General features: G+C 66.4%; 24 protein-coding genes. 13 read left to right on the top strand and 11 right to left on the bottom strand.

Annotated elements, in window-relative coordinates:
- The first annotated feature begins 1,338 nt into the window (after positions 1 to 1,338).
- From L978_RS08515 to L978_RS08495, 5 genes are all read left to right on the top strand, one after another.
- Positions 1,339 to 2,265 carry a ParA family protein gene (locus tag L978_RS08515; protein ID WP_047522334.1) on the top strand — a complete coding sequence of 309 codons (927 nt, stop codon included), beginning with the start codon at positions 1,339 to 1,341 and terminating at the stop codon, positions 2,263 to 2,265.
- Positions 2,265 to 3,236, top strand: a complete 972-nt coding sequence (locus L978_RS08510; RefSeq protein ID WP_081996972.1) for a ParB/RepB/Spo0J family partition protein — start codon at positions 2,265 to 2,267, stop codon at positions 3,234 to 3,236. The genes L978_RS08515 and L978_RS08510 overlap by 1 nt, the downstream gene beginning before the upstream one ends.
- Before the next feature lie 62 nt (positions 3,237 to 3,298).
- Positions 3,299 to 4,747 (top strand): sugar porter family MFS transporter, encoded by a 1,449-nt coding sequence (locus L978_RS08505; protein ID WP_081996971.1) that lies wholly within the window; start codon positions 3,299 to 3,301, stop codon positions 4,745 to 4,747.
- A 9-nt stretch (positions 4,748 to 4,756) separates the two neighbouring features.
- Positions 4,757 to 5,092 (top strand): hypothetical protein, encoded by a 336-nt coding sequence (locus L978_RS08500; protein ID WP_047522330.1) that lies wholly within the window; start codon positions 4,757 to 4,759, stop codon positions 5,090 to 5,092.
- 150 nt (positions 5,093 to 5,242) lie between these two features.
- A complete protein-coding gene (locus tag L978_RS08495) occupies positions 5,243 to 6,430 on the top strand; it encodes an exo-beta-N-acetylmuramidase NamZ family protein (RefSeq protein WP_047522328.1) in 1,188 nt (395 codons plus the stop codon).
- Here the strand turns inward: L978_RS08495 and L978_RS08490 are convergent.
- From L978_RS08490 to L978_RS08475, 4 genes are read right to left on the bottom strand one after another with little or no spacing between them, the layout of a single operon-like run.
- Positions 6,418 to 7,440 (bottom strand): serine hydrolase domain-containing protein, encoded by a 1,023-nt coding sequence (locus L978_RS08490; RefSeq protein ID WP_052193442.1) that lies wholly within the window; start codon positions 7,438 to 7,440, stop codon positions 6,418 to 6,420. The two genes, L978_RS08495 and L978_RS08490, sit on opposite strands and share 13 nt — an antisense overlap.
- Before the next feature lie 7 nt (positions 7,441 to 7,447).
- Positions 7,448 to 8,365, bottom strand: a complete 918-nt coding sequence (locus tag L978_RS08485; RefSeq protein ID WP_047522327.1) for a carbohydrate ABC transporter permease — start codon at positions 8,363 to 8,365, stop codon at positions 7,448 to 7,450.
- The gene (locus tag L978_RS08480; protein ID WP_047522325.1) at positions 8,365 to 9,324 is read right to left on the bottom strand and encodes a carbohydrate ABC transporter permease; all 960 of its coding nucleotides are present in this window, start codon (positions 9,322 to 9,324) and stop codon (positions 8,365 to 8,367) included. The genes L978_RS08485 and L978_RS08480 overlap by 1 nt, the downstream gene beginning before the upstream one ends.
- 58 nt (positions 9,325 to 9,382) lie before the next feature.
- Positions 9,383 to 10,669: an ABC transporter substrate-binding protein gene (locus L978_RS08475; protein ID WP_047522323.1), complete on the bottom strand. Its 1,287-nt coding sequence runs from the start codon at positions 10,667 to 10,669 to the stop codon at positions 9,383 to 9,385.
- 230 nt (positions 10,670 to 10,899) lie between these two features.
- Here L978_RS08475 and L978_RS08470 point away from each other — a divergent pair, with 230 nt between their 5' ends.
- Positions 10,900 to 11,766 (top strand): MurR/RpiR family transcriptional regulator, encoded by an 867-nt coding sequence (locus L978_RS08470; protein WP_047522321.1) that lies wholly within the window; start codon positions 10,900 to 10,902, stop codon positions 11,764 to 11,766.
- Between the two features lie 73 nt (positions 11,767 to 11,839).
- Here L978_RS08470 and trxA read toward each other — a convergent pair whose 3' ends face one another.
- From trxA to L978_RS08450, 4 genes are all read right to left on the bottom strand, one after another.
- Entirely contained in the window at positions 11,840 to 12,163 is a 324-nt protein-coding gene (trxA, locus tag L978_RS08465) for a thioredoxin (protein ID WP_047522319.1), read from the bottom strand.
- Between the two features lie 64 nt (positions 12,164 to 12,227).
- Positions 12,228 to 13,208, bottom strand: coding sequence for a thioredoxin-disulfide reductase (trxB, locus tag L978_RS08460; protein WP_047522317.1), 981 nt, complete (start codon positions 13,206 to 13,208; stop codon positions 12,228 to 12,230).
- A gap of 91 nt (positions 13,209 to 13,299) precedes the next feature.
- Complete coding sequence (murJ, locus tag L978_RS08455) at positions 13,300 to 14,913, bottom strand: murein biosynthesis integral membrane protein MurJ (RefSeq protein ID WP_047522315.1); 1,614 nt, start codon at positions 14,911 to 14,913, stop codon at positions 13,300 to 13,302.
- Positions 14,906 to 17,038: a DUF6049 family protein gene (locus L978_RS08450; RefSeq protein WP_052193441.1), complete on the bottom strand. Its 2,133-nt coding sequence runs from the start codon at positions 17,036 to 17,038 to the stop codon at positions 14,906 to 14,908. Before L978_RS08450 ends, murJ begins: the two co-directional genes overlap by 8 nt.
- 95 nt (positions 17,039 to 17,133) lie before the next feature.
- On the opposite strand from L978_RS08450, the gene L978_RS08445 reads away from it, so the two are divergent.
- The 3 genes from L978_RS08445 to L978_RS19220 all read left to right on the top strand — a co-directional run bounded on the left by L978_RS08445 (position 17,134) and on the right by L978_RS19220 (position 19,930).
- Positions 17,134 to 18,645, top strand: coding sequence for a DUF7059 domain-containing protein (locus L978_RS08445; protein WP_156118261.1), 1,512 nt, complete (start codon positions 17,134 to 17,136; stop codon positions 18,643 to 18,645).
- Positions 18,646 to 18,673: 28 nt separating this feature from the next.
- A complete protein-coding gene (locus L978_RS08440; RefSeq protein ID WP_047522313.1) occupies positions 18,674 to 19,729 on the top strand; it encodes an LLM class flavin-dependent oxidoreductase in 1,056 nt (351 codons plus the stop codon).
- A 72-nt stretch (positions 19,730 to 19,801) separates the two neighbouring features.
- A complete protein-coding gene (locus tag L978_RS19220) occupies positions 19,802 to 19,930 on the top strand; it encodes a hypothetical protein (RefSeq protein WP_269429714.1) in 129 nt (42 codons plus the stop codon).
- A gap of 73 nt (positions 19,931 to 20,003) precedes the next feature.
- Here the strand turns inward: L978_RS19220 and L978_RS08435 are convergent, their stop codons facing one another.
- Positions 20,004 to 20,258, bottom strand: a complete 255-nt coding sequence (locus tag L978_RS08435) for a hypothetical protein (protein ID WP_047522311.1) — start codon at positions 20,256 to 20,258, stop codon at positions 20,004 to 20,006.
- Positions 20,259 to 20,335: 77 nt separating this feature from the next.
- Complete coding sequence (locus tag L978_RS08430; protein ID WP_047522309.1) at positions 20,336 to 21,553, bottom strand: FAD-dependent oxidoreductase; 1,218 nt, start codon at positions 21,551 to 21,553, stop codon at positions 20,336 to 20,338.
- Positions 21,554 to 21,627: 74 nt separating this feature from the next.
- Here L978_RS08430 and L978_RS08425 point away from each other — a divergent pair, with 74 nt between their 5' ends.
- The 4 genes from L978_RS08425 (at position 21,628) to L978_RS08410 (ending at position 24,085) form a co-directional block, all read left to right on the top strand.
- Entirely contained in the window at positions 21,628 to 22,242 is a 615-nt protein-coding gene (locus L978_RS08425; RefSeq protein WP_052193440.1) for a TetR/AcrR family transcriptional regulator, read from the top strand.
- 237 nt (positions 22,243 to 22,479) lie between these two features.
- On the top strand, positions 22,480 to 23,172 hold the full coding sequence (locus tag L978_RS08420; protein ID WP_156118260.1) for a hypothetical protein: 693 nt from the start codon (positions 22,480 to 22,482) through the stop codon (positions 23,170 to 23,172).
- Between the two features lie 11 nt (positions 23,173 to 23,183).
- A complete protein-coding gene (locus L978_RS08415; protein ID WP_156118259.1) occupies positions 23,184 to 23,513 on the top strand; it encodes a hypothetical protein in 330 nt (109 codons plus the stop codon).
- A complete protein-coding gene (locus L978_RS08410; protein WP_156118258.1) occupies positions 23,510 to 24,085 on the top strand; it encodes a hypothetical protein in 576 nt (191 codons plus the stop codon). Before L978_RS08415 ends, L978_RS08410 begins: the two co-directional genes overlap by 4 nt.
- A 177-nt stretch (positions 24,086 to 24,262) precedes the next feature.
- Here L978_RS08410 and L978_RS08405 read toward each other — a convergent pair.
- Positions 24,263 to 25,952: alkaline phosphatase family protein (locus L978_RS08405; protein WP_047522302.1), on the bottom strand; the 1,690-nt coding region annotated here is incomplete at its 5' end.

The raw sequence follows: 25,952 nt of genomic DNA, 5'->3' as shown, positions 1-25,952 counted from the left end.
AGTTCCTCCTGACATCAAGGCGGGGTGTTTCACGTGAAACACCCCGCCTTTGTCTGCGGTGGAGTTCGCCGGCACGAAGCCTTGGGGCTTCTGGTGTCGGTGGAGGCTCTCTCGGAGAGAGCACCGATCGGCGCTTGAGGAGTCGGCGTCGACGTGGCGTCGCGGAGGGCGGTGTGGGTATCGCGTTCAGCTGTCGGTGCGGACCACGCGAGCCGCTTCACGCAGTGCATCGTCGTGGATGCTCCGGTGTCGTCGCGTTTCGAGCCGCTGAGGCGACACCGACGGAGTGCTTGCTTTCCAATGATGTTTCACGTGAAACGGAGACGCACGTCCCTCGGACCGGGGTGCTGTGGTGCCGGCGCCCGTCTGGGGGCGGGGATGAGAACGGAACGTGACGCATGCGTACGGGCGTGGTCTGGTCCTGGCCACTGAAGACTGCGGTGATTCTTGCGAGGAGTCGTCGGTGCTCAGCTCACAGAGTGGTGCCGTTTGATGATGTTTCACGTGAAACGGCGCCTGGCAGAGCGGCCCCACATTCTCGGTATCGCCGCACAGTAGGAGATCGTGGCGGCACGCACCGTTTCGATACCTCCCTCCGTGTGGTCGGGGACGCCTGATCCGGTTTGCGTGGTTCCTCGGGAAGTTCATGCGGGGCTTCACGTATTGCTCTCTGCTGCATGACGACCCCCTCGCCTTCTTGTGGTTTCCGTCGTCCCCATGTGCGGTATCCCCGGCTGGGCGGAAGGATGTTTCACGTGAAACTGCGCCTGACGAGCTGAGTGCGTTTCCTCTGCCGCTGGTCGCATGTAGGCGTATGCCGCTCGCTCCATCGTTGGGACTGCGCTTCCGTGCAGCTCGGGAAGGCCGTCCGGGGCATCTGTGTTCGTCGTGTGCCATCCCTGGGGCGCATCGGTGCGCTCGTGGTCGCGTGCACGCTGACCTCTCACTCCTCGTAGGCGTCGTGGTGCTCGCCCGTAGGTGGCCCTCTATCCCCGGTTCAGAACAACGTTTCACGTGAAACATTCACTGGTGCGACTGTCCGAATGCTGACGCTGCCGGCGCGCCCGACCGAGTGGGTGTGAGAAGACGGAGTTCGATCCGACGTGGACGCGAACGGGGCGGGTGACGGTCAGTGCGCGGAAAGCGGTGAAGCTGAGGATCGTCGAGCAGATTGCCCTTTGGGGAGGGCCACCCGTATAGATGTGTCGACGCGCGATGTTTCACGTGAAACGACCGTCGGGACCTTCTCCGAAGAACCGTGACGAGCGCGGGAGAGCCTGGTCGTCATCCAACGTCGCCCCGTGCGATTAGAGTGGAACGCGGCCCCGAAAGGAGTGGATGTTTCACGTGAAACAGTCCGAGAAGACATCGGCGAACGAATCGTTCGGGATGGACACACCGCTCGCGCGGGAACTCGCCGACCTCTCTGCCCGGAGGCGCGCGCTTGAGGCAGCGAAGGTGGAGTTCGCGGGGGATACCCGAGTTCTGACCGTCTCCAACCAGAAGGGGGGCGTCGGCAAGACCACGTCGGCAGTGAACATCGCCTCGGCGCTTGCTGGCCTGGGGGCGAAGGTGCTGGTCATCGACCTCGACCCGCAAGGAAACGCCTCCACTGCCCTGGGAGTCCCCCATAGCGCCGAGACCCCCAGTGTCTATGACGTCCTGATCGACGAGTTCCCTCTCGCGGAGATCGTGCAGCCGAGCCCGGAAGACCCCAACCTCTTCTGCGCCCCCAGCACCATCCACTTGGCGGGCGCGGAGATCGAGTTGGTCGCCCAGGTGGCGAGGGAGCACCGCCTCCGTCGAGCACTGGAGGACTACCTCGTCGACAACGCGATGGATTTCGTCATCATCGACTGCCCTCCTTCCCTCGGGCTGCTCACCATCAATGCGTTCACGGCCGCATCCGAGGTCTTCATCCCGATTCAATGCGAGTACTACGCGTTGGAGGGTCTGAGCCAGCTCCTCGGGAGCATCCAGATGATCCAGAAGCACCTGAACCCGGCTCTTCACCTCTCGACGATCCTGCTGACCATGTTCGACGGACGTACGCGCCTCGCGCAGCAGGTCGCGGAAGAAGTGCGTACACACTTCCCGGATCAGGTGCTGGAGACGGTGATCCCTCGGTCCGTCCGAGTATCGGAGGCCCCGAGTTTCGGCCAGACGGTGATCGCCTACGATGGGCAGTCCGCCGGCGCGATCGCGTACCGCGAAGCTGCCGTCGAGATCGCGTCGCGCATCGCGACGCAGAGCAAGGAGAAATGATGGCGAAGCGCACAGGGCTCGGTCGGGGAATCGGGGCGCTGATCCCCACCGCAGATCAGGCGGAGCGTCCCGTCGACGTCTTCTTCCCCGGATCCAGTCTGCGACCGGCGGAGACGGAGGCGACGATCGGTCCGGATTCCGAGACTCCTGAGCTCGAAGAGGTGCCCGGAATCCACCTGATCCAGGTGGATCCGAACTCGATCGTCGCGAACCCCCGACAGCCGCGTACGCATTTCGATGCCGATGACCTGGCGGAACTCGTGCACAGCGTCCGCGAGTTCGGTGTGCTGCAGCCCGTGGTCGTCCGCAAGAACGCGACAGGCGACTACGAGCTCATCATGGGGGAGCGGCGTACCCGTGCCGCACGTGAGGCCGGTCTCGACGTCATCCCCGCGATCGTCCGCGACACCGCCGATGAAGACCTTTTGCGCGACGCCCTCCTGGAGAACCTGCACCGCTCCGAGCTGAATCCGCTGGAAGAAGCGTCGGCATACCAGCAGCTGCTCGATGACTTCGGCATCACCCAGGAAGAGCTCGCCACACGGATCGGTCGCTCGCGTCCGCAGATCAGCAACACCATCCGTCTGCTCAAGCTGCCGGTCCCCGTGCAGCAGCGGGTCGCAGCCGGAGTGCTCACGGCTGGACATGCCCGCGCGATCCTCAGCCTCGAGACTCCGGAGTCGATGCAGCGCCTCGCCGACAAGGTCGTGAACGAAGACCTTTCGGTGCGCGCGACGGAGGAGGCGGCGAAGGCGCAGCCGGCCGCCGGCAAGTCGGCGAAGGCGACCCCGGGGGCGCGCCGCGCGTATCTCGACGAGGTGGCTGGCAAACTCGGCGACCGACTGAACACCCGGGTCAAGATCGCCCTCGGCGCTCGTAAAGGCCAGGTCACGATTGATTTCGCTTCCATCCAGGACCTCAATCGGATCCTCGACGAGCTCGGCGAAAGCGGCTACGGCTCGGCGCGATGACATCCCCGGGGCCGTTTCGGTCCCTTAGACTCGCGTCATCTCGACGACGAGGGGGGAATGTCATGTCCGCAGCAGAGGGTCCCGCAAGCGTCCAACGCCGTGTGATCGCGGTCAGTATCGCCGCGGCGTTGGGCGGATTCCTGTTCGGTTTCGATACCGCGGTGATCAACGGCGCCGTCGACGCGCTCGCGGGTGACGTCTCGGGATTCGATCTCGGAACGGCTCTCAAGGGCTTCGCGGTGTCGTCGGCGTTGATCGGCTGTGCGGTCGGTGCATGGTTCGCCGGACCGGTGTCCAACAAGTACGGACGCATCCCGGTGATGGTGGGCGCTGCGACGCTGTTCTTCGTCTCCGCGATCGGTTCCGGGCTCGCGTTCAGTGTCGTCGACCTGATCGTCTGGCGTGTGATCGGCGGACTCGGGGTGGGTGCGGCATCCGTCATCGCCCCGGCCTACATCGCCGAGGTATCGCCGGCCGCGATTCGTGGTCGTCTGGGGTCACTGCAGCAACTCGCGATCGTGACCGGTATCTTCGCCGCGCTGCTCTCCGATGCTCTGCTCGCGGGCCTCGCCGGTGCCGCCGATCAGCCGCTGTGGGGACTCACCGCGTGGCGCTGGATGTTCATCGTCGAGGCCATCCCCGCGCTGGTCTACGGCATCATGTCGCTGCGTCTGCCGGAATCACCGCGCTACCTGGTGCGCAAGGGCGAGTTGAAGCGTGCCGCAGAGGTGCTGGAGACCGTCACGGGGACGATCGACGTCGATGCGAAGATCACGGAGATCACCGGCACGATCGACACCGAACGCTCGGAGTCGCTGCGCGACCTGCGCGGAAGCCGTCTCGGCCTCAAGCCGATCGTCTGGGTGGGGATCCTGCTCTCGGTGTTCCAGCAGTTCGTGGGCATCAACGTGATCTTCTACTACTCGACCACCCTGTGGCAGTCGGTCGGCTTCGACGAATCCAGCGCATTGCTCACGTCGGTGATCACGTCGGTCACGAACATCGTGGTGACCATCGTCGCCATCCTGCTCGTCGACAGGGTCGGCCGGCGCATCATGCTGCTCGTCGGCTCGGTGGGTATGACAGTGACGCTGGGACTCATGGCGCTCGCGTTCTCGTTCGGGACACTCGATGCGCAGGGGACGGCGACCCTTCCCGATCCCTGGGCGACCATCGCCTTGATCTGCGCGAACGGTTTCGTGGTCTTCTTCGGGGCGAGCTGGGGTCCGTTGGTATGGGTCCTCCTCGGCGAGATCTTCCCCAATTCGATCCGCGCGGGAGCTCTCGCCGTCGCCGCCGCCGCCCAGTGGGTGGCCAACTTCTTCATCTCGACGACGTTCCCCGCGTTTGCGGAGATCGGCCTCACGTTCGCCTACGGGTTCTATGCGTTCTTCGCCCTCCTCTCGTTCTTCTTCGTGTTCTTCAAGGTGCCGGAGACGAAGGGCAAGGAGCTCGAGGAGATGAGCGATGAACTGACCGTACGGCGCCGGAAGGCCGTACGGGAGACGTAGGCTTGACGTATGTCCGAGTCCGTACAGCGCCGCGCCAGCCTGGAAGTGCTGCGCGCCGAAGCGGCTGACGAACTCGCGGTGCTCATCCAGGAACGTCTTCTCGGTGGTGAAGACCCCTGGGAGTTCATGGAAGAACTGCCGAGCATCGACGAGCTCGTCGTGTACCTCCTCCGGGCCGACAACATCAACGCGAACGACGGCGTGCGACCCAATGCCGCCCGGCACTATCGGGTGCTGCGGCAGATCGCCCTGGAGTACCCCGAACTGACCTCTGCCGTGTGGGGCCTGCTGGACGAGACCCAGCGCCACCGTCGCTGGGACCCCACCGTCGCCGACGCTTCCTGAGCACGGCAACCTGGTAAGCGGGTTTCGCGCACCCGTTTCGTGAACATGATTTTCATAAATCATGGAACACTGGTAAAAAGGTGACAGCAATGCGGCTGGCCCACAATCCGACCCAGGTTCTTCCGCGTTCATGAGACAAGGGAGTTCGTCATGGCGTCACGCACACGCACCGGCGCGGAACGCGCGGCTGCAGATCCGCACCTTCTCATCGGTGCACGCGTCGGTCTGCTCACGAACTTCACCGGCACGATGCCCGACCTGTCCAGGAACATCGATGCACTCGTGGCCGCCGGCGCCCGATTGCATCATCTGTTCGGTCCTGAACACGGCTTGGACGGCTCCGTCCAAGCGGGGGAGAGCACATCCATCGAGCGAGACGCACACTCAGGGCTTCCCTTCAGCGACACCTATCTGGCCGAGGGAGACCGTCTCGACGAGATGATCCTCGAGTCCGGCGTCGATGCGCTCGTCTTCGACATGCAGGACATCGGGGTGCGCTTCTACACCTACATCTGGACCATGTTCGACGCCATGCGCAGTGCGGCGCGCCTCGGGCTCCCCTTCACCGTCCTCGACCGCCCCAATCCTCTCGGCGGTGCGGTGCTCAGCGGCCCCGGTGTGAGCGAACCCCGGTTCACGAGCTTCGTCGGACGCAGCGACATCCACCAGCGACACGGCCTGACAGCAGGTGAGCTCGCACGTCTGTTCGCGGTCCGAGACCTCGCGGAGGAGGGGTTGAGCATCGACCTGCGCGTGATCACTCTGGAGAACTGGAACCCCGCCGCTGACTGGACGGAGACGGGTTTGGCCTGGGTACCGCCTTCGCCGAACATCCCCACTCTCGATTCCGTCTATGCCTTCGCCGGCACGGGACTGGTGGAGGGGACGACCCTGAGCGAAGGACGGGGCACAACGCGCCCGTTCGAGACGATCGGGGCGCCCTTCCTCTCCGCCGAGTTCGCAGCAGCGCTTCGAGAACGGGACCTCCCCGGCGTGCAGATCCGCGAGATCGCGTTCCAGCCCACGTTCCACAAGCACGCAGGTGAAACCGCGCGCGGCATTCAGCTGCACATCGCCGATTACCGCGCCTATGACCCTGTGGGGACTGCACTCGCCATTCTCCAGTGCGCCCGGGCCGCCGCTCCAGAACACGTGCGCAGCCTGAATGCCGGCGAACGACTGGACCCCGGAGACGTCGGCTATGCGCTAGACCGACTCTGGGGCTCGTCCTCGCTTCGCGAGGCGATCAACGGGGAGCGCTCATTCGACCGTCTCCACAGCGCGCCCCAACGCGTCGACGAGTTCTACGGTGACGCCGTTCTGCTCTATCCGCGCTGAGGGTCGCCATCCAGGGGATCGGAAGCCTTGTCGGGGGAGAGGAAGGCGAAGTACTCCCTCCGTACGCCGGTGACGTCGGCGTCCTCCCGCGTGGGATGCACACGGTTGAGGAGCAGTACGCCGAAGTCCCCCGTGCGCGGATTCACGGCGAATGCCGTCCCGGTGAATCCGGTATGACCGACCGCTTCGCCGTCACCCATCCACGACCGCTGGCGCACACGCAATCCCAGCGCCTGCTCGAACCCGTCGGCCCGGACCGCGGGCGCGGGAACCGTGAGCATCCGGGCGGACGCGGCGGAGAGCACACGTCGGCGCGGGCCGCCGCCGTCGTCACGGATCATGCGCGCCAGCGCGGCGACGTCGTGCACGGTGCCGAACAGCCCGGCGTGCCCCGCGGGCCGACCGAGCGCTGAGGCGAGCTCATCGTGCACCTCGGCGCGGACGAGACCACGGTGCGGCTGGATCTCGGTGGCGACACTATGGCGAGGATCCGGACTCCACGTGAGAGTGTCGGCGCCGAGCAGCGCCGCGACTTCGGCGATGAGCTGTGCGAGCGGGCGGCCCGATACACGTTCGAGAAGCGTGCCGACGGCGATGAATCCCACGTCCGAGTATCGGTGCTCGGTATCAGGTGCGCTCACGAGATCTGCTGCCACGATCGCACGCTGGAGCGCTGCGCCACGCAGTCCCGAGCGCCACATCCCGCCTTCCGCAGGTAGTCCGGAGGTGTGCAGGAGCAGGTGTCGGAGCGTGATCGCTCCGGAGCCCGGACCGGAACCGATCGACAGCACAGCGGCGCACGGCTCGTCGAGCGCGATGAGCCCGGCATCGACCAGACGCAATGCGGCGACAGCGGTGAACACCTTGGTGAGCGAGGCGAGGTCGAACAGGCTCTCCTCGCTGACGGGCGTCGGATCGTCGGCGGACAGCGTGCCGAGAAGCTCGAGCGTATCGACGCCCGCCATGCTCCGCAGTGCGGCCCAGGCGGAACCCGGGGCACCGTTCACCATCGAGGGATCACTTGCTCATGCCCGAAGTGAGACCGCTGATGATCTGCTTCGTGGCCAGCAAGAACAGCACCACCAGCGGGATCGTCGCGATCGTCAGGCCGGCGAAGAGCTGCGGCCAGTCCGTCGAGTACTCGCCGAAGAATCGTGTGAGCCCCACGGGCAGGGTGTACGAGTCGCGGTCGCGCAGAAGGATCAGCGGGTAGAAGAAGTCGTTCCACACCGGCACGAAGCGGAAGACGATGACCGTGGCGAGAGCGGGCCGGACGAGCGGAAGCAGAATCTGCACAAAGGTCCGGAACGGACCCGCACCGTCGATACGAGCCGCTTCCTCGAGCTCGATCGGCAGCGCGCGGAAGAACACCGTGAGGACGAACGTCGTGAACGGGATGCCGAGAGCTCCGTAGACCAGGATCAGGCTGAAGACGTTGCTGGTCATCCTGAGTGAATCGAGGAGGTAGAACAGCGGCAGGATCGCGAGGTGCACCGGAAGCATCAGCCCCGACAGGAACACCGCCTCGATGCCCCGGAAGAACTTCGCGCGGGCTCGCGCGAACGCGTAGGCCGCGAGCACGGAGACGACGGTGGTCACGATGACAGAGCCCACGGTGACGGTGATCGAGTTGACGAAGTAGGTGTCGAAGGACGCCGTGATCCACGCGCTCTGGAAACTCGTGAACGTCGGAGGAACCGGGAGTCCGAGCGGCTCGGTCGCGATCTGCTGCTGTGTGCGCAGCGAGTTGTTGACCATCAGCAGCAGCGGACCGATGGCGATCAGCGCATAGCCCCACAGGAAGACGTTCGCGAACAGTCTCCCGATGAAAGGGGTGTCGGAGGTGCGTTGCGACCGACGGCGTGGAGCTGTGGGACGGCCGGAGACGATCGCCTCGGTGGTGGGCTCGGGGCGGGTATCGAGGACAGTGCTCATCAGAACAGCTTTCGTTCGGCGCGACGCATGGTCGAGGTGATCACGACCGAGATGACCATGATGAAGATGAACAGGACGGTGGCGAGCGCGGAGGAGACGCCGATCGAGTTCGGATTCCCCGACTCGAAGGCCGTGCGGTAGAAGAGCAGCATCATCACATCGGTGGATCCCGCCGGCGCGCCATTCGATCCGGCCAGGGCGAACGGGATCGCCATCGCTTCCATGCTCCCGATGAAGGTGAGCACGGTGATGATGCCGATCGTCGGAGTCAGCATCGGCAGGGTGATGTAGCGGAAGCGCTTGCCGGCGGTGGCGCCGTCGAGAGACGCCGCCTCTTCGATCTCCTCCGGAATGCCGCCCAGCGCTGCACCGTAGAGCAGGATCGGGAAACCGATCCACTGCCAGGCGCTCACGAGCACGATGACCCAGATCGCCAGCTGGGGATCACCGAGCCACGGCAGGGCGAGGCTTTCGAGTCCCACGCCCCGGAGGATGGCGTTCACCGGCCCGAATAGTGGCGACAGCATGAGCGACCACAGGTAGCCGATGACCATGGGGCTGACCAGGTAGGGCAGAGCGAAGATCGTCTGGAAGAACCGCTTGGTGCGTTTGCGCCGGTGCAGCAGCGTCGCGATGCCGAGGCCAAGGGAGTTCTGGAACACGAGGGCGCCGCCGAACAGCAGCAGATTGTGGCCGAACGCGTTCCACAGCTCAGAAGCGTAGGGCTCCGTCGTGAGGAGCGTGATGTAGTTGCCGACTCCCGCGAAGCCGCCCTGCCGGGTTCCCTGCCAGTCGAAGAAGGAGTAGCTGAGGGCGGCGAGCATCGGATACAGGATCAGCACCGCGAACAACACGGCGGCAGGGAGTACGAACAGCGCCGCGGTGGGAGTGGTCAGTGCGATGCCCGTGCGGGGGCGGCGCGTAGTCTTCCGGCGCCGGAGGGAGAGGGTCAGAGCCATGGGAGTGTCCTTCGCTCTGTGGTGGGGGTGCCGGAGTGGCACCCCCACCACGTGGGGATCAGGAAGCGGGCGTGAACCAGGTGGAGACGCCGGACTGCAGGTCACTACCGAGCTGCTCGGGCGTCTTCTCTCCGAGGAACATCGCCTGGATGTCCGGTCCGAGCACCGCCGTTCCGGTGGGGTCGCCGTAGCGGAAGTCGACGAGGAGCAGGTACGGGGCCGGGTTGGCCGTGTACTGCTCGTTCATCTCCTGCATGAGCGGGTCGGAGTAGGTGACCCCCGGAAGCGCCGAGAACTGGTCGACCTCGTCGGCGACGAGCTGACCGAACTCCTCGGTGGTCATCCAGTTGAGCAACTCCGTCGCCGCCTCCTGGTTGTTGCTGGAGGCGTTGATCCCGAAGCTTCCGTCCGCGTAGCCGGGCGTCACGGCGTGATCGAGCGCGCTGTCCGGTGCCGGCGGGACTTCGTAGACGCCCCACTCGGTGTCGGGCGCCGAGTTCTGGAAGGTCGGCAGGTCGAAGGAACCACCGGGCCACTGCGCCGCCTGACCCGAGGTGAACTGCAGCACTGCATCGGCGACCGCGATCGCGTTGACATTCTTGTCGAGGTACTTCTGCATGTCCTTGACGATCTGCAGCGAAGACACGTAGGCGGGGTCGGTGAAGTCGGCCTCTCCGCTGAGCACCTTCTCCTCGAAGTCCGCTCCCCCGTAGCGGGCAGAGCCGACGATGTCGTGAAACATCGGCAGCACCCAGTCCTCCCGGGCTCCGAGAGCCATAGGGGTGATGCCCTCGTCGAGGAGCGTCTCCTGAAGGTCGATGAACTCGTCCCAGTCGGTCGGCTCCTCGAGACCCTTCTCGTCGAACAGTGTCTTGTTGTAGAACATCTGCATCGTCTGGTACGCGAAGGGGACGCCGTAGGTCTTTCCGTCGTCCTTGCCCTGGGCGGCGCGCAGGACCGTCGGATCGAACTGATCCAGCCCGTCGACGATGTCGTCGATGGGCACGATCTGCTCGGACTGGATCGCGGGCTGCACACCGCCGTAGGCGCGGAGCATGGCGATGTCGGGACCGTCGCGGCCTTCGAGACCGGTGGCCAGGATCTGGTTGTACTCGGTGGGCTGGAAGCCTTCGAACTCCACCGTCACTCCAGGGTGCGACTTCTCGTAGACGTCGAACACGGCCTCCCACTTGGGAGAGGACGATGCCTGCCAGGACCAGATCTTGAGCGTGACATCTTCGCCCCCGCCGTCCGCGCCGGAGGATGCCGGAGCACAGCCGGCCACGGCGAGGCCCGAGGCGAGAACGGCGGCGGTGAGCGCATAGCGCGTCGATTTGTGTCGCATGAGGTTCCTCTCGAATGGTGTGAGAGCCGCTCGCGATGGCGACTCCCCCTGCTGGGAACAGAGGAGACCTGGATGTGCCCGTGTGGCGGGGGCGCGGTGGACACCTCTGTCGTTCGGCGGATCGTGCACAAGCCCGACGCGCACTAGCCACTCTGGACAATAATTTTCACAAGCGCAAGCATCGTCGAAAAAATGTTTTTAACACGAAACAGTCCTGACATCATGAGGGGATGCCGAACAGCGTCGTGACAGCCATCCACCAGCGACGATCGGGCCTGACGGCGACGGAGGCCCGCATCAGCGATCACGTCCTTGCCCACCCTCAGTCGGTCGTCGATGCCTCCATCACCCAGCTCGCCGTCGCGTGCGGCACGTCTCCGGCGAGCATCGCGCGATTCGCGCAGCGCATCGGATTCGTCGGCTACCCGGAGTTGCGGCTCGCGCTCGCCGGGGAACTGACCCGCAGCGCTTCGGATCGCGAGCGCTTTCGCGTCTCGGGAGCGGATGTCGACCGCGACGACGATGCGACGACGACGGTGCGCAAAGTCGCGTTCTCCGAGGCTGCGGCGATCGAGCAGACGGCTCGACAGATCGACGTCGAGGAACTGGAGCGCTGCGTCTCCGCGATCCGCGAGGCACGGCGGATCGACATCTACGGCGCGGCCTCCAGCGGGCTCGCCGCGATGGATCTCGAACAGAAGCTGCATCGAGGGGGGTTCTGGGCGCAAGCGCGCACCGATCTCCACCTGGCGCTCACGGGCGCGGCTCTCCTGGACGATCGCGACGTCGCGATCGCCATCTCCCACTCGGGGCGCACGCTCGAGATCGTGCAGTCTGTGGAGACGGCGGCGCGTGCCGGTGCGCTCACGATCGCCATCACGAACAACCCCCGCTCGCCCCTCGCCCAGGCCTCCTCGCTGGTGTTGCTGACAGCGGTCTCGGAATCGACGTTCCGCTCCGGCGCGATGGCGAGTCGCATCGCCCAGCTCACGGTGCTCGACTTCTTGTTCACGCGGATCGTGCAGGCCGAGTACGACCGCATCGCTGACAACCTGCGGCTCACCTTCGATGCCGTGACCGAGCACCGCATCGACTGACACGGCCTGAGTATGCAGAAAACGAGAAAGGGCCGCACCTCCCCGGGAGGTGCGGCCCTTTCGGCTCAGAACGTCAGCCGATGAACGCGGCGAGGTCCTTCTCGAGCGCGGGCTTCGGCTTGGCGCCGATGATGGTCGTCTTGACCTCTCCGCCCTGGAAGACCTTCATCGCGGGGATCGACGTGATCTGGTACTTCATGGCCAGCTGGGGGTTCTCGTCGACGTTGAGCTTGAGGATGGTGATCTTGTCGGGGTTGTCCGCCTGGATCGCGTCCAGGACCGGCGCGACCATACGACACGGTCCACACCACTCGGCCCAGAAGTCCACCAGCACGGGACCGTCGGCCTGCAGAACGTCCTGCTCCCAGGTCGCCTGGCTCGTAGCCTTTGCACTCATCAGAGATCTCCTTGATTCGAGGTTCGTCTGCTATAACAGCCGACGAGGGGAAAGTGTTCCCGGACTATGCCGAGGCGGTGAGGATCTCGGCGGCCTCCGCAGCCGGGACCTCGACGGATGCGTCCTCGAGGTCCGCGAGGAAGTGCTCCGCGTCGAGGGCCGCGACCGTGCCCGTGCCGGCAGCGGTGATGGCCTGACGGTACGTGGGGTCGATGACGTCACCCGCGGCGAACACACCGGGCACGGAGGTCTTCGACGAGCGGCCGTCGACCCAGATCGTGCCCTCGGGCGTCAACTCGAGCTTGTCGTGCACGAGGTGGGTGCGCGGGTCGTTACCGATCGCGATGAACAGGCCATCGATCGGCAGGTCGCGCAGGGTGCCGTCGACCGTCGAGCGCAGCTGCACGCCGCTGACGGAGTCGCCACCGAGGACTTCGGCGACCTCGCTGTTCCACACGAACTCGATCTTCTCGTTCGCGAACGCGCGCTCCTGCATGATCTTCGAGGCACGCAGCGTGTCCTTGCGGTGGATGACGTAGACCTTCTCCGCGAAACGCGTGAGGAAGGTCGCCTCCTCCATCGCCGAGTCGCCGCCGCCGACGACCGCGATCGTCTTCTCGCGGAAGAAGAATCCGTCGCACGTGGCGCACCAGGAGACGCCGTAGCCGGACAGGCGCTCTTCGCCCTCGATGCCGAGCTTGCGGTACGCCGAGCCCGTCGCATAGATCACGGACTGCGCCTCGTGCTCGACACCGCTGCCGAGGATGACCTTCTTGACGGGTCCGTCGAGCTGCAGTTCGGTGACGTCGTCGTAGACGACCTCGGTGCCGAACTTCTCCGCCTGCTCCTGGAACTTCGCCATCAGCTCCGGGCCCTGGATGCCCTCGGGGAACCCGGGATAGTTCTCGACTTCGGTGGTGTTCATCAGCTCGCCGCCGACTTCGACCGAGCTCGCGATGAGCAGCGGCTTGAGGTTCGCTCGGGCCGCGTAGATGGCAGCCGTGAATCCGGCGGGGCCGGAGCCGATGATGATGACCTGACGCATGTGCTCTCCGTCTTAGAAACTGCAGTCGAATGACCTTCGAGTGCTTCAACCCATGGTAACCGCGAGGCATTCCCCCGCCAGTGCGGGTGGCTCAGCGTCCGGGGAGGAACCTGCGGACCAGACCACCGGCAGCCTTGAGCTCCGGGGCCCGCATCGCGGCGAGGATGGCGACGTAGACCACGACCACGGCGAGGCCGATGATCGCAGTGCCGACGGCTCCGAAGATCTTGTTGTCCGTGGTCCAGCCGCTCGGGCCGCCGAGAAGGAGGAACACCCCCCAGCCCGCGAACCCGGCGGGGATGGCCGCGACCGCGAACCGCAGGATGGCTGTCACCCAGGTTCCGATTCGTAGTCCACCGATCTTCCGGTGCAGGAGCCAGCTGGCGACGATTGTCTGGATCGTGCTCGCGAGAGACTGACCGAGCGCGATGGCGGCCGCCAACGCCGTGACCGGGATGATGTCGGCGACGTAGAGCCCTTGGGCGACGAGAGCCGTGATGACGATGAGAACGCTCTGAAACAGGGTGAACCAGAACGGCGTGCGTGTGTCGCCGTACGCGTAGAAGGTCCGTTGCACGATGAAGAGGACGGTGAGCGGGAGCAGACTCACCAGATAGCAGAGGAGTACGAGCGCGGCGGCTTCGGCATCGGCGGCGTTCTCGGTGAAGACGCGAGAAGCGGGAATGATGGCCGCGATGAGCGCGGCCATGGCGACAGCGATGAAGAGGAAGAGCGTCCGGATGCTGCGCGTGATGTCCGCGCGGACCTCATCATCTCGACCCGCTGCGGCGTGCTCGCTGATCTGTGTGAAATACGGCGTACCGATCGAGAGCACGATGATGGAGTACGGCAGCATGAAGATGAGCCAGGCATACTGCATCGTGGCCACCGACGCCCCGTCGCCGGCAGCGGCGAAGGCGATGCGTCCCTGGATGGTTCCCGCGGTGAGGCTCGCGATTGCCATGAGGAGAGTCCAACCCGCGAGGCGGCCGGTGGCGCCGAGACCTACACCGCGCCAGCGGAAGTCGGGCTTCAAGGAGAGTCCCGTCCGCCGCCAGAACAGGAGAAGGACTCCGGCCTGAACCACGATCCCCAGTGTCGCCGTCCCGCCCAGGGCGGCGATCATCTCCGGAGTCCAGTCGGGAACGTCCGTCAGCGGCCCCCCGAAGAAAGCGGCGATCAGGAGGAATCCGATGATGGAGATCACGTTGTTGACCACAGGTGCCCACGTGAACGGCCCGAAGATGCGGCGGGCGTTCAGCGCCTCACCGAGCAAAGCGTAGAGGCCGTAGAAGAGGATCTGGGGCATGCACCAGTAGGCGAACGCGGTCGCCAGGGCCAGCTGTGCGGGATCTCCGTCCGCAGAGAGCCAGACGAGCCAGGGTGAGGCGACGGTCGCCGCACCCGCGATCACCACGAGGACGACCGTCCCGAGGGTGAACAGCTTCGAGATGTACGCGTTTCCGCCGTCGGCGTCAGCCGAAGCCTTGACGATCTGCGGCACGATCACGGCGGTGAGGATCCCCACGGAGATCAGTGAGAAGACACTGTTGGGAAGCTGATTGGCGACCGCGAAGGCGTCAGCCGCTTCGGAGTTGACCGAGCCGATCACGCCGACCAGCACGATGCTGCGTAGCAGCCCCGTGACGCGGGAGACCATGGTGCCGGCTCCGATGATGGCGCTCGCGCGTCCGAGACTAGTCACGCTTCTCCTCGGGCTCCGTGGCCACGGTTTCCTCGTCTTCCTCCGCTGTCTCGCGGCGCTTGCGGCGGATGGTGCGGATCACGCCGAGAGCGATCAGCAGGACCGCGAGACCTCCGAAGATCACGAGGCCGATCGTCTCCCACTCGGCACGGACCGCGACCCGGACGGTCTGATCCCCTTGGATCTGCACACCCGTGGGGCTGTAGAGGCTGAGGCGCAGATCGACCTCGCCGCTGCCCACCCGTGCCGACACCGGAACCTTCACCCGCGTCGTCGAGTTAGGCTGCACGACCGTCTCGGTCATGGGTTTGACGTCGAGACGGGGGTCGGTGGGCGAGACGAAGAGCTGCACGGTCACCGGCCACGGCAGGTCGTTACGGACCGCGATCGGGAGGTCGGCGTTGGCCGCGAGCAGCTGGATGGTGCTGGACGGCGGGATGTTCACGGCGTTCAGCGTCGCCCGCGTCTGTGCCTGATGATCGGCGAGGTCCTCCGTGAACGCGTTCGCCGAGGTCCCGACGGCGAGTGTGCGGAGGATCCTGATGCGCTCCGGACTCAGCAGCACCTGCGGGTCCTCGAGGATGGACGAGAAGGCGGTGAGCTTGCTCTCGTCGGCCAGGAGCGTCGTCACGGCGGCCGAGCGCGCGGTGTCGGGTTCTGCGGTCAGAGTCGCCGCGACGGGTGTCGTCGCCCGGAGCGCGGAGAACTCGAATCCGAGGGAGTCCGCCGCGGAGATCGCGTCGCGGAGAGCGTCCGCGCGGCGATTCTCATCGCGGTCCAAGCCGATGAGCAGGGGAGCGCCGGCGGAACGGGCTTGAGCGAACTGGAGCCGCGCCGTCGCTTCGGCGAGCAGGCGCTGGCGGTCGACACTGTCACCCTCGGCGGCCACTTCTGACAGCACCTCGGAAGTGGTGGCATCGGTGACGAGGAGATCATGGCCCGACGCGGTCGCGTGGGCAGCGCTCTGTCCGCCGACCGCCGACGAGGGAACGATCGTGGTCGTCCCCTCTCCGAGGTACCCGGTGAACGCGGCCAAGTCGGTCTCGGTCAGCGCATCGTGCGGCCAGAGGATCCGCGGCAGCGCACCCTCGACCGCGGTGAGCTCCTCATCCGTCGGGAGCGCGGTGGAGTCCGTGGGACGGGGAGTCGGGCCGGGTGTTGCACCCGCGCGGTCCGTGGGGGAGACCGTCTCCGGCGTCTGCGGGAAGTCCGCGGCGTTCAAGAAGGGGGCGAACGTCGTCGGCTGGAGCAGCTCGGGCAACCCCGCCTGTGCCTGCGCCGTGGCATCCGCATCCCCGAACTGCACGGCGAACCGCGCGTTCGGAAGCCCGTCGAGCCGCGTGAGCCACTCCCGTGCGCTGTCAGGAGCGGCCGTGCCGAGCACCCGGATCGCCGTGAGGATCGACGGGTCGACCGCGATCACGGCCGTCGTTCCCGCGATCCCGTCGAGCTGGGCGGTCAGCGCGCCGTCGGCGGCGGTGAGTTCTGCGAGCTCTTCGGCGGTCAGCAGCGCACCGCCTTCCGGCGTCGCCGTGAGGGGAACGATCACGCCGATCTGCGTGGTCTGCGAGTCCGCCACGATCAGGACGGTCGTCGCGGACGTGTCCGCTTCGGCCGCCGCGTCTTCGCCGGTCTTCGCTCCGGTGAGCTCCGCGCGCAGCGGGTACACGCCGGGGGCGAGGTCGCCGAGGGTGTCTTCGGGCACGAAGATCGTGGTCGTCGCGGAGGCACCCGCATCGATCGGCTCGGTGTCGTCGGCCCCGATCGCAGCGAACTCGCCGGGAGCCTCACCGTCGTCGAGCCAGCTCGTCACCGCCGCATCGTCGGGCAGGGGCGTGCGGTTGAGCTCGACCTCGACCTGTCCACCGCTGAGCCTCGTGTCCGTGCCATTGTCGAGAGTGAGCGTCGCCGAGGTCGACGACCCGGGAGCGATGAGTCCGCGCATGCCGGCGGAGACGTGCAGCTCGACGGTCTGATCGTCGTCCTTCGGGGCCTGGTCCGCGGCGAAAGCGGCGCCCGGCGCACCCAGGGCACAGGTGCCCGCTGCGATCGCGAAAACCGCGGCCCTGCCTGCGAGCCGATGCAGGCGCGCACGGAGGCCGGTTTCGGGGGTGATCGCGGTCATGGAGGTCTTCCTCGAGCGCCGGAGAGAGCTGCCCGTGAGTACTGACCTCCTGATTCTAGGAGGCCATATGAAGGAGAAGCCTGAAGACGCGTAGAGTGACGGCCGTGTCCGACACCCTCGCACCCGTTCCCGACCCGCTCCACAGCGCCGCTCTCGCAGCGGATCTCGATGCTGCGGACCTCCGTTCCGAGCCGCTTCGGCGACTCTGGGGAGAAGAGGCGGACGATGCCCTGGCGCGAGGGATGAGGGAGCCGATCCTGCGCGCGATCGCCGACGACACCGGTGCGCTCGCCACTCTCGGACGCCTCTTCGTGCTCGGGATGGCCCAGCCGCGGGAGCCCGTGGCCGCCGCGCTCCCGCACCTCGGGGTGGATGGGCTCGTCGCCCTCCGCCTCGCGACCGTCGACGCCGACTCTGTGACGCCCACGGCACTGCTGCGCCCGCAGTCGTTCGTCGATGCGGACGGCGTCGGGGAGTGGTGGATCGCGAGCGACCTCGACGAGGTGGCACTCGACGGAGCGCTGCCCGACGATCACGTCCTCGGTGTCGGCGGCGCGTCGCGCACCCTCGCCGAGACCATCGTCCCGATCGAGGTGGACCGCGCGCTCGACCTCGGGACCGGGTGCGGTATCCAGGCGCTCCTGGTCGCCCGTCGGGCGGGCAGGGTCATCGCGACCGACATCTCGGCGCGCGCCCTCGCCTTCGCCGAGCTCAACGCGCACCTCAACGGAGTCGCCAACATCGAGTTCCGCCGGGGGAGCATGTTCGAGCCGGTCGCCGGGGAGGCGTTCGACCTGATCGTCTCGAATCCGCCGTTCGTGATCACCCCGCGCGTCGACGGCGTTCCCGCGTACGAATACCGCGACGGCGGACTGGTCGGAGACGCGCTGGTCGAGCAGTTCGTGCGCACGGCCCCGACATTCCTCACGGAGAACGGCATCGTCCAGCTGCTGGGGAACTGGGAGTCCAAGGCGGGAGCCGGGGGCCTCGCCCGCCTGGAGGCATGGGTACCCGCCGAGCTCGACCTGTGGGTGATCGAACGCGAAGAGCTCTCGCCCCTCGGGTACGCCGAGCTGTGGATCCGTGACGGTGGCACCACCCCGCGCGATCCCGGGTTCACCCCGCTGCTCACCGCCTGGCTCGATGACTTCGCCGCCCGCGGTGTGACCTCCATCGGCTTCGGGTATGTCCTGATGCGCCGGGGGTCATCGGGGGACCCGCTGCGACGGACCGAGAAGATCGGCCAGCATGTCTCGAACGTCGGTGCGGCACTGGCTACGGGGCTCGCCGCCCACGACGTGCTCACCCAGGGGATGCCGGCGACTCTGACGGTCGCCGCCGACGTCACCGAGGCGCGGCACCTGCTGCCCGGCAACGACGACCCGAGCGTGATCGAGCTGCGTCAGGGCGGAGGATTCAGCCGCACCATCGCGGTCGACCCCGCGCTCGCCGGACTCGTCGGAGCCTGTGACGGTGAACTCACCGTGGGACAGATCGTGGCGGCGCTGGCGGACCTGTTCGACGTGCCTTTGGCCGAGCTGTGGGCGGACCTCGAACCCCGCATCCGTGCCCTGATCCTCGATGGCATCCTGCTGCCGGGGGAATAGACCCCGAATACATGCGTTGGAATAGATCATGAAGGCTTTCGGATTCCTCTCTTTCGGTCACTACGCCGACGTCCCCGGATCGGCGACCCGCACAGCGGGCGACATGCTCAAGCAGACGATCGAGATCGCCGAAGGCGCCGACGAGATCGGGGTGAACGGCGCCTCGGTGCGCGTGCACCACTGGGCGCGCCAGGCCGCGTCCCCCATGCCGCTGCTCTCCGCGATGGCGGCGCGCACGAAGCGCATCGAGGTCGGCACCGGTGTGATCGACATGCGCTACGAGAACCCGTTCCAGTTCGCCGAGGAAGCGGCAGCGCTCGACCTGATCGCCGATGGACGGATCGCGCTCGGAGTGAGCCGAGGTTCACCCGAGACCGCGCTTCGCGGCTACGAGACGTTCGGCTACGTCGACGAGGAGGACACGGAGCGCGGCAGCGTGCTGGCGCGGGAGAAGTTCGACCTCTTCCTGCGGGCGATCGACGGCGAGGGTCTCGCCCCCGGTGACCCCAGGATGGTGGGAGCGGGTCGGTATCTGCAGATCGAACCGCAGTCGCCGACGCTCCGCGACCACATCTGGTGGGGATCGGGCTCTCGTCCGACCGCCGTGGAGACGGGTCGCAAGGGGCTCAACATGATGAGTTCGACCCTCGTGACCGAAGCGACGGGCCAGCCCTTCCACGAACTGCAGCGCGAGCAGATCGAGCTGTTCCGTTCGGCCTACAAGGAAGCCGGTCACACCGGGCGGCCGCGGGTCTCCGTGAGCCGCAGCGTGTTCCCGCTCGTGTCCGACATGGATCGGGCCTACTTCGGGCTGCGCAGCGAGGAGAACGCCGACCAGATCGGTGTGATCGACGGATTCCGCTCGACCTTCGGGAAGACGTATGCCGCCGAGCCGGACGTGCTCATCGCACAGCTGAAGCAGGACGAGGCCGTGATGGCCGCCGACACCCTGCTGCTCACGATCCCCAACCAGCTCGGCCCGGAGTACAACCTGCACGTGCTGGAAGCCTTCGCGACGCACGTGGCGCCTGCGCTCGGCTGGAGGCCGAACACCGACGGGCCGGTGCAGGGCGACCCGGTCTGACAGTCGGCTTCGCGGCGGATGTCCGTCGTGCGAGGGATGCGGATGAGAGCTTGCGGGGGCAAGCTCTCATCCATGAGCGAATCCATTTTCTCAGCGGGAACCGATGTGACCGTCGGCCGCGAACGGGGCACCGTCATCGACGTCCGGGCAACTCCCTCCGGTAAGTGGGTGTTCGGGGTCGAGACCGCCGGGGCGAGGTGAGGTACTTCACCGAGAAGGCGCTACGGCTCCCCGCGGGCTAGTGTCGTGATCATCTCGCCCCCCTGGTGGTCGACTACTTGTTGTCTCGCGGAGCCGGCCAGCGGCGAGTGGTATTCGCTCCGATCAGGAAGGCCAGGAGGCCGACCACGAGGCAAGCGGCGAGGGGTTGCACCATGGAATCGAGGTCGCCCGACACGGAGAACCATGCCAGGGCAAGAAGCCATGACAGCACAAGGACCGCGGCGAGGACAGTACCTGCTTTAGCGCTGAGCTTCCCAGCGATACCGCCCAATGCAAGCAGGGCAATTCCCACGATTGCATAGATCATTGCTCTCCTAACACTTGTGAATCCACGGCCACCATACGCCAGCCTGCCTACGCCGACGACGTAGTGCGCTTCACGCTTCATGCCAGTGCCTGGCGGGCGACGGCATCGGGGTCGGGGCGTCCGGCGACGAGCTTGACGATCGGGCCCAGTACGGCTCGCACGCTCAGGCGCCGGAGCGTGGTCTCACGCAGCCACGCGAGTACACGCCCGCGGCGGAACATGAGCCGCGCGAGCATCCGTGAGTTCGACTGCGCTGCCTCGACGCGAGGGCGCTCGACCCGCTCCCATGCCTCAAGCAGTACCGGCAGTGTTTGCCGGTCGGCGTGCGCGAGCATGCGTCCCAGCATCCAGGCCGACTCGATCGCCATTCCTGCCCCGATCCCCGCGGTCGGCAGGAACCCTGCGGCGGCGTCCCCGAGCAGAACGCCGCCGGGTAGCACCCATCGCGGAGCACGGGCGTCGTCGAGTCGCCACAGGTATGGATCCGGTGCGGTCTCGATCGCGCGCAGCGATGCCTCCAGGCGAGGGCCGAGGGAATCGACCCGCTCGCGGACGGATGCGGCGAACGCGACGGGACCGTCCGCAAGGTCGGCGTCCGGACCGCCGAGGAACACACCCAGCCGGTTCTTCACGGGGTAGGCCCCGAGGAAGAACCCATTGCCCCAGATCTCCTCGCCGAGCGTCGGATCGCTGAGATCATCCGCCCACCCCACCCAGCCCGACCATCCCGTCTCGACGACCTGCGGTGCGGCCGAACCCAGCACGGAGCGCATGCGTGAGTTCATGCCGTCGGCACCGACGATCAGATCGAACCGACCTTCGCCGGCGGGCGCCCCGTCACGGTCGACGAACAGCGCGGTGCGATCGGTCACCTGTTGCACGGTGGTGCCGAACGTCACCGGGCACCCGCTCTCGGTGAGAACCTCGATCAGAGCGCCACGCGAGATGCCGTTGTAGTCGCCGTAGACGCGCAGCAGATCGCTCATCGAGTCGGAGCGCAGCATCTTGCCGCGGTGGGATCGGAACGCATAGCGCTGCATGGGTGTGCCCGCGGCGAGGTAGTCCTCGTGCACGCCGAGATCGACCAGAGCCTGGTCGACGGTCGGCATGAGCGCGATCATGTAGCCCGGGTGGTTCATCTCGGGCATCCGATCGACGAGAACCGGGTGCAGTCCGTCGCGACGCAGCAGTTGCGTGAGAGTGATGCCGGCGATGCCGGCACCGACGATGAGCACTCTCAGGCGATCGTCGTGTTGTGCGGCGATCTGGGAGTCGAGTGGTGTGTCGGTGAGCATGTTCCTCCTCTGGACCACCTGGTCCAATGCCCACACTACGCCTACTGGACCGACTGGTCCAGTAGGGTGGACGCATGGCAGCGCTCACGGGGAATCACCGCGACCGACTCATCGAGGCGACGGTGGCGGAGTTCGCCTCGGTCGGATATGAGCGCGCGTCGCTGAACCGCATCATCCAGGCGGCCGGCATCAGCAAGAGCTCCTTCTATCACGCGGTCGGTTCCAAGGCGGAGCTGCTGGACGCGGTGGTCGAGACCCTGATCGCCGATGTGCGTGCGCACTGGGTCGCCCCGGAACCCGCGCAGTTCGCCGGCGATGACTTCTGGCCGCGCCTCGACGGAGTGCTCACGGATCTCGGCCGACTGGCCGCGGTCGATCCCGCTCTCGGTCTGCTCGGGCGCATCTTCTACCTGCCCGCAGCAGGAGGCGTCGACGCGAGGACCACTCTGCTCGATGCCGTGCACGCGTGGGTCGCCGAGGTGCTGCAGGTGGGTGTGCGCACCGGAGCCGTGCGCGATGACGTGCCCGTGGCGGCGCTCGCCGCGGCGACGTTCGGCATGCTCCGCGGCTTGGATGAGTGGGCTCTCGACGCGACAGCCGCGGAGGCGTCGCGACGCGCTCGGGATCAGGCCGCGGTTCCGGGGATGCTCCTGCGCGGCCTGCTGGGGCGTCCCTCCTCCACTGCGTGACACCACCGCCACCCGCCACGGGATCGTCGCAAGGTCGGCGTCCGGACCGACGAGTAACACGCAGAGCCGATTCTTCACGGGGTAGCCCCCGAGGAAGACCCGTTGACACAGATCTCCTCGCCGAGCGCCGGATCGCTGAGATCATCCGCCCAATTTCACCTACCACGCACACGGGCTCACGCGAGCGACGGCCATTTGGGGGACAGACAGGTGGCTCGCGGGACCTCTACGGTGAACATGCCTGCATACGTCGGTATTTCTACTGTGTCGAGATCGACAACGATGGGTGCCGCCAGCATCCTGATTTCTGGACTTGTGCTCGCTTCTGCGGTCCCCGCGCTGGCGGCCGACGCTGATGATGACGTGAGTGAGGCTGTAGCGGTGTTCCAGGCGCAGGCGCCGAATGAGATCGCATCGGCCGTAGTTATGGATTCCGAGGTCACCGTAAGCGACAACGCGACAGCACGCGTTGACAGCGAGAGTGCTCACGTTTCGACCCCTGAAGGCACCGTGTCCCTCGGCGTGACCGCGTCGACGGACTCTGTGCTTTCTGAACCGATTCTCATGGAAGACGGCAGCGCGCTTGTCGCGATCGTGATCAACGAGCCGGTCGCTGACACGGCGTTCCGGATGCCCCTTGAGCTGCCGGATGCCGCGGCCGCGACGCTGGAGGACGACGGATCGGTCCTGATTATGAACCCCGAGGGCGAGTTCTACCGTGGCATCGCGACGCTTGAGTCGCATCTCGCTGATCTCAAGGCAGATCTGGGAACCAACAAGTCGAAGGTCACATCCACGATCATCAACCAGTTCTATTGCCACGTTGCGTACGGCTGGCTCGGAGGCGGCGCCACCTACAACATGGAATCCTGGCGAAAGGACGTCCTCTGGTCCGTACAGGGAAACCCGATCACGAAGTGCAATCCGTGATGGAGCTCACGATGAATGAACCACGCAACCTCCCGACGTCGAAGCGAAACCGCACTGTTTGGGCAGTCGCTGCGCTGGCAGCGATCGTCGGCATTGCCGCCGGCTACCTCGGCGGCACCGTGGACGGTGATATCCCCTGGCCTGCCACGGTGCAGGAGACGGCCACCTACAACACGTCCACGGCCCTCACCGCGATCGCAGGGGTGCTCGTGCTCGCTGCGCTGATCATCTGGGGCGTGAGGACGCGTCCCAAGGCTGGGAAGGCCGTTCCGGTGATCACGGGGGCGCTCGTAGCCACCGCCGTTGTGTTCGGTGCCAGCTTCGCGGTGGGTGCCCTGTGAGCGCGCGGACCGGCATGCTCGGAGTGATCAGCGCGCTTCTGCTCGTGACGTGCCTCATGTTGACAGGGGCACCCGCCATGGCCGCGGAGATATCCCCCGCACCCGACTCCCTCACGTCAACGGTGGTCGGGGATCTGGACCAACTGACGCAGGATGAGATCGAAGCGCTGCGCTCCGGCTCCCCCAAGATCGTCACCGTCGACCCGTACTCGGGCGACGTCACAGACGTCGAGGTCATAACCGAGGCAGAGCTCGAAGCGACGCTCGAGGCACTGACCCCTTCTGGACCCTCCGCACGTTCCTGGTCTACCGGGTGCGCATCCGGCAAGCCGTGCTGGCACGACAACCCGCCCGGGAACGTGCACTACCAATTCACCTTGGGTGTTACCAACGGGACATGGGACACTGTGCGCAACTTCTATACAGGCGACTACTACGCCAAGCTGTGCTGGATCCCGTGGAACTCGACTACCAAGTTCTGCATGCCTGAGCGCAACGGAACGAAGGCGCTCATCCAGATCGGGATGCAGGTCACCGGCAAGCGGGTCGACCTGAGCAAGACCCGCGTCTAGTACCTGTCGCGCTCGAAGATCGGCCCCACGGTGGAGCTTCCGGCGTGGGGCCGATCTTCGCTCTGGGACCTCTCGGCGACTTCGCCAGAGCCCGGTGCGCGCGTCGCGCGTCCCGCGAACCGACTCTCAGCTGACTCTTCATTCATCCGTACCGCCCCGAACCGGGCGCAGCCTCCGTCAGCCGCCCCGGGGCGGACCGAACAGCTCCTCGCCGTGCTCGTGGAGCAGCCTGTACGCATCCGCGAACGTCTCCGGCTCGGGCTCTCCCGGCTTGCCGTAGCGCGCGATCAGCAGCCCGAGAAGCCCGCGAGCTGGCGGGGTCAACGGCCTCAGCTGATCCTTCTCACCGGGTCGCGGCGCCGCCTCCTCGGGGTTCGGAGGCGTGTACGCGGGGGTCGTCACGGGCCAGTCGGCCGGGTGGCGGGGCTTGTCGAGGTTGACGACGTTCAGCAGGGTGTTGGCGGACTGGTCGCGATCGTTGAGCGGCTTCAAACCGTGCAGACGGGAGAGCGTGGCGATGACCGAGCCGTGGTGCATCTCGTCGTGGATGATCGAGCCGCGCTTCGTGTACGCCGAGACCGCGATCGCCGGGACGCGGCATCCGAGCCGGTCGAACGTGAAGCCCATCTCGCCGGCCTCGGTGTCGGGCGTCGGCGTGGTGGCGGCGGGCGGGGGCACGTGGTCGTAGCAGCCGCCGTGCTCGTCGAAGGTGATGAGCAGCAGGGTGTTGACCGCGTTCGAACCCGTCGCGGACGCACTCGTGCGCACGGCCTCGTAGATGTCATGGATGAGTCGGTCTCCGGCGCGCACGTCCGAGATCGCGCTGTCAAAGACGGCTTCACCCTCGACCTCCCCCTCGCGGGGGCGGCCGAACGGCGGATGGAAGTCGTTGTGGTCGTAGACCATGCGGGGCTCGATGAACGCGTAGGCGGGGAGCTTCCCGTCCTTCGCCTCGGCGTAGAAGTCCTCCATGGTGCCGAAGTGCTCGGTGCGCCAGTACTTCTCGAGCACCTGGGCATGCAGCATCCCGGTGAACGACACGAGCTGGAGCTTGTCGATGTAGATCTTCCAGCTCACCTTCTCGTCTTCGAGCCGATTGAACACCGTCGGGGCTGCCGGAGCATCGAGCCACTTCTTGTATCCGCCGCCGGCCTGGTTGGTCACGAAGCCGTGTGACGTCGAGGCGTGGAAGAAGGAACGGTTGCAGAAGGTCTGCGACGGGACCCCGGCGTACCAGTGGTCGAACACGGCGAACTCCGAGGCGAGCGTCGACAGCACCGGGAGCATCTCCGGAGAGAAGGAACCCATGATGTGCCTGGCCTCGTCGGGCTTCGGGTCGACTCCCTTGCGCAATCGCCGGAAGTTGATGATGTAGTCCTCCAGGAACCCTGACATCGTGGGCTTCTCGCCGTGCGTCGGGGCGTTGAAGGGCGCGGTCATCTCGTCGACGAAGAGTCTGGCGTTGCTCGCGGGAACCACGGTGCCGAAGATCTGCGTGTTGACGTGCGGGTACTCCTCGCCGGGGTCCGGGTCGGGAAGGCTCATGATCCGGTCGGTGTCGCCCTCGTACACGTGCGCGTCGACGACCGTGCCGTCGGAGGAGGTGTTGCTGTACGCGCCGAAGTCCAGGCCCTCGAACGTTTCGCCCGCCGGCAGATTCTCGCGGGAGTACAGGTATCCGAGCAGGTTGTCGAAGGAGCGGTTCTCACCCATCACGACGACGAGGTGATCGAACCCCGGCTCACTGCGCGGAGTGAGGGCCGCGAACGGATCCGGGTCGTCTGCGAAGCCGTCGCGAGGGTTGCCGGCCATCGACGCGCCGATCGCCGCGCCGCCCGCACCCCCGACCGCCGCGCCCGCGAGCGCG

It is taken from the genome of Microbacterium sp. ZOR0019, assembly GCF_000800925.1.
GTDB classification, from domain to species: Bacteria; Actinomycetota; Actinomycetes; order Actinomycetales; family Microbacteriaceae; genus Microbacterium; species Microbacterium aurugineum.
This window is presented reverse-complemented; position numbering and strand designations above follow the sequence as displayed.

Excerpts from the sequence above, each read along its gene's own strand:
- L978_RS08515 (WP_047522334.1), top strand. The coding sequence starts at position 1,339 with ATGTTTCACGTGAAACAGTCCGAGAAGACATCGGCGAACGAATCGTTC.
- L978_RS08510 (WP_081996972.1), top strand. The coding sequence starts at position 2,265 with ATGGCGAAGCGCACAGGGCTCGGTCGGGGAATCGGGGCGCTGATCCCC.
- L978_RS08505 (WP_081996971.1), top strand. The coding sequence starts at position 3,299 with ATGTCCGCAGCAGAGGGTCCCGCAAGCGTCCAACGCCGTGTGATCGCG.
- L978_RS08500 (WP_047522330.1), top strand. The coding sequence starts at position 4,757 with ATGTCCGAGTCCGTACAGCGCCGCGCCAGCCTGGAAGTGCTGCGCGCC.
- L978_RS08495 (WP_047522328.1), top strand. The coding sequence starts at position 5,243 with ATGGCGTCACGCACACGCACCGGCGCGGAACGCGCGGCTGCAGATCCG.
- L978_RS08490 (WP_052193442.1), bottom strand. The coding sequence starts at position 7,440 with ATGGTGAACGGTGCCCCGGGTTCCGCCTGGGCCGCACTGCGGAGCATG.
- L978_RS08485 (WP_047522327.1), bottom strand. The coding sequence starts at position 8,365 with ATGAGCACTGTCCTCGATACCCGCCCCGAGCCCACCACCGAGGCGATC.
- L978_RS08480 (WP_047522325.1), bottom strand. The coding sequence starts at position 9,324 with ATGGCTCTGACCCTCTCCCTCCGGCGCCGGAAGACTACGCGCCGCCCC.
- L978_RS08475 (WP_047522323.1), bottom strand. The coding sequence starts at position 10,669 with ATGCGACACAAATCGACGCGCTATGCGCTCACCGCCGCCGTTCTCGCC.
- L978_RS08470 (WP_047522321.1), top strand. The coding sequence starts at position 10,900 with ATGCCGAACAGCGTCGTGACAGCCATCCACCAGCGACGATCGGGCCTG.
- trxA (WP_047522319.1), bottom strand. The coding sequence starts at position 12,163 with ATGAGTGCAAAGGCTACGAGCCAGGCGACCTGGGAGCAGGACGTTCTG.
- trxB (WP_047522317.1), bottom strand. The coding sequence starts at position 13,208 with ATGCGTCAGGTCATCATCATCGGCTCCGGCCCCGCCGGATTCACGGCT.
- L978_RS08450 (WP_052193441.1), bottom strand. The coding sequence starts at position 17,038 with ATGACCGCGATCACCCCCGAAACCGGCCTCCGTGCGCGCCTGCATCGG.
- L978_RS08440 (WP_047522313.1), top strand. The coding sequence starts at position 18,674 with ATGAAGGCTTTCGGATTCCTCTCTTTCGGTCACTACGCCGACGTCCCC.
- L978_RS19220 (WP_269429714.1), top strand. The coding sequence starts at position 19,802 with ATGAGCGAATCCATTTTCTCAGCGGGAACCGATGTGACCGTCGGCCGC.
- L978_RS08435 (WP_047522311.1), bottom strand. The coding sequence starts at position 20,258 with ATGATCTATGCAATCGTGGGAATTGCCCTGCTTGCATTGGGCGGTATC.
- L978_RS08430 (WP_047522309.1), bottom strand. The coding sequence starts at position 21,553 with ATGCTCACCGACACACCACTCGACTCCCAGATCGCCGCACAACACGAC.
- L978_RS08425 (WP_052193440.1), top strand. The coding sequence starts at position 21,628 with ATGGCAGCGCTCACGGGGAATCACCGCGACCGACTCATCGAGGCGACG.
- L978_RS08420 (WP_156118260.1), top strand. The coding sequence starts at position 22,480 with ATGCCTGCATACGTCGGTATTTCTACTGTGTCGAGATCGACAACGATG.
- L978_RS08415 (WP_156118259.1), top strand. The coding sequence starts at position 23,184 with ATGAATGAACCACGCAACCTCCCGACGTCGAAGCGAAACCGCACTGTT.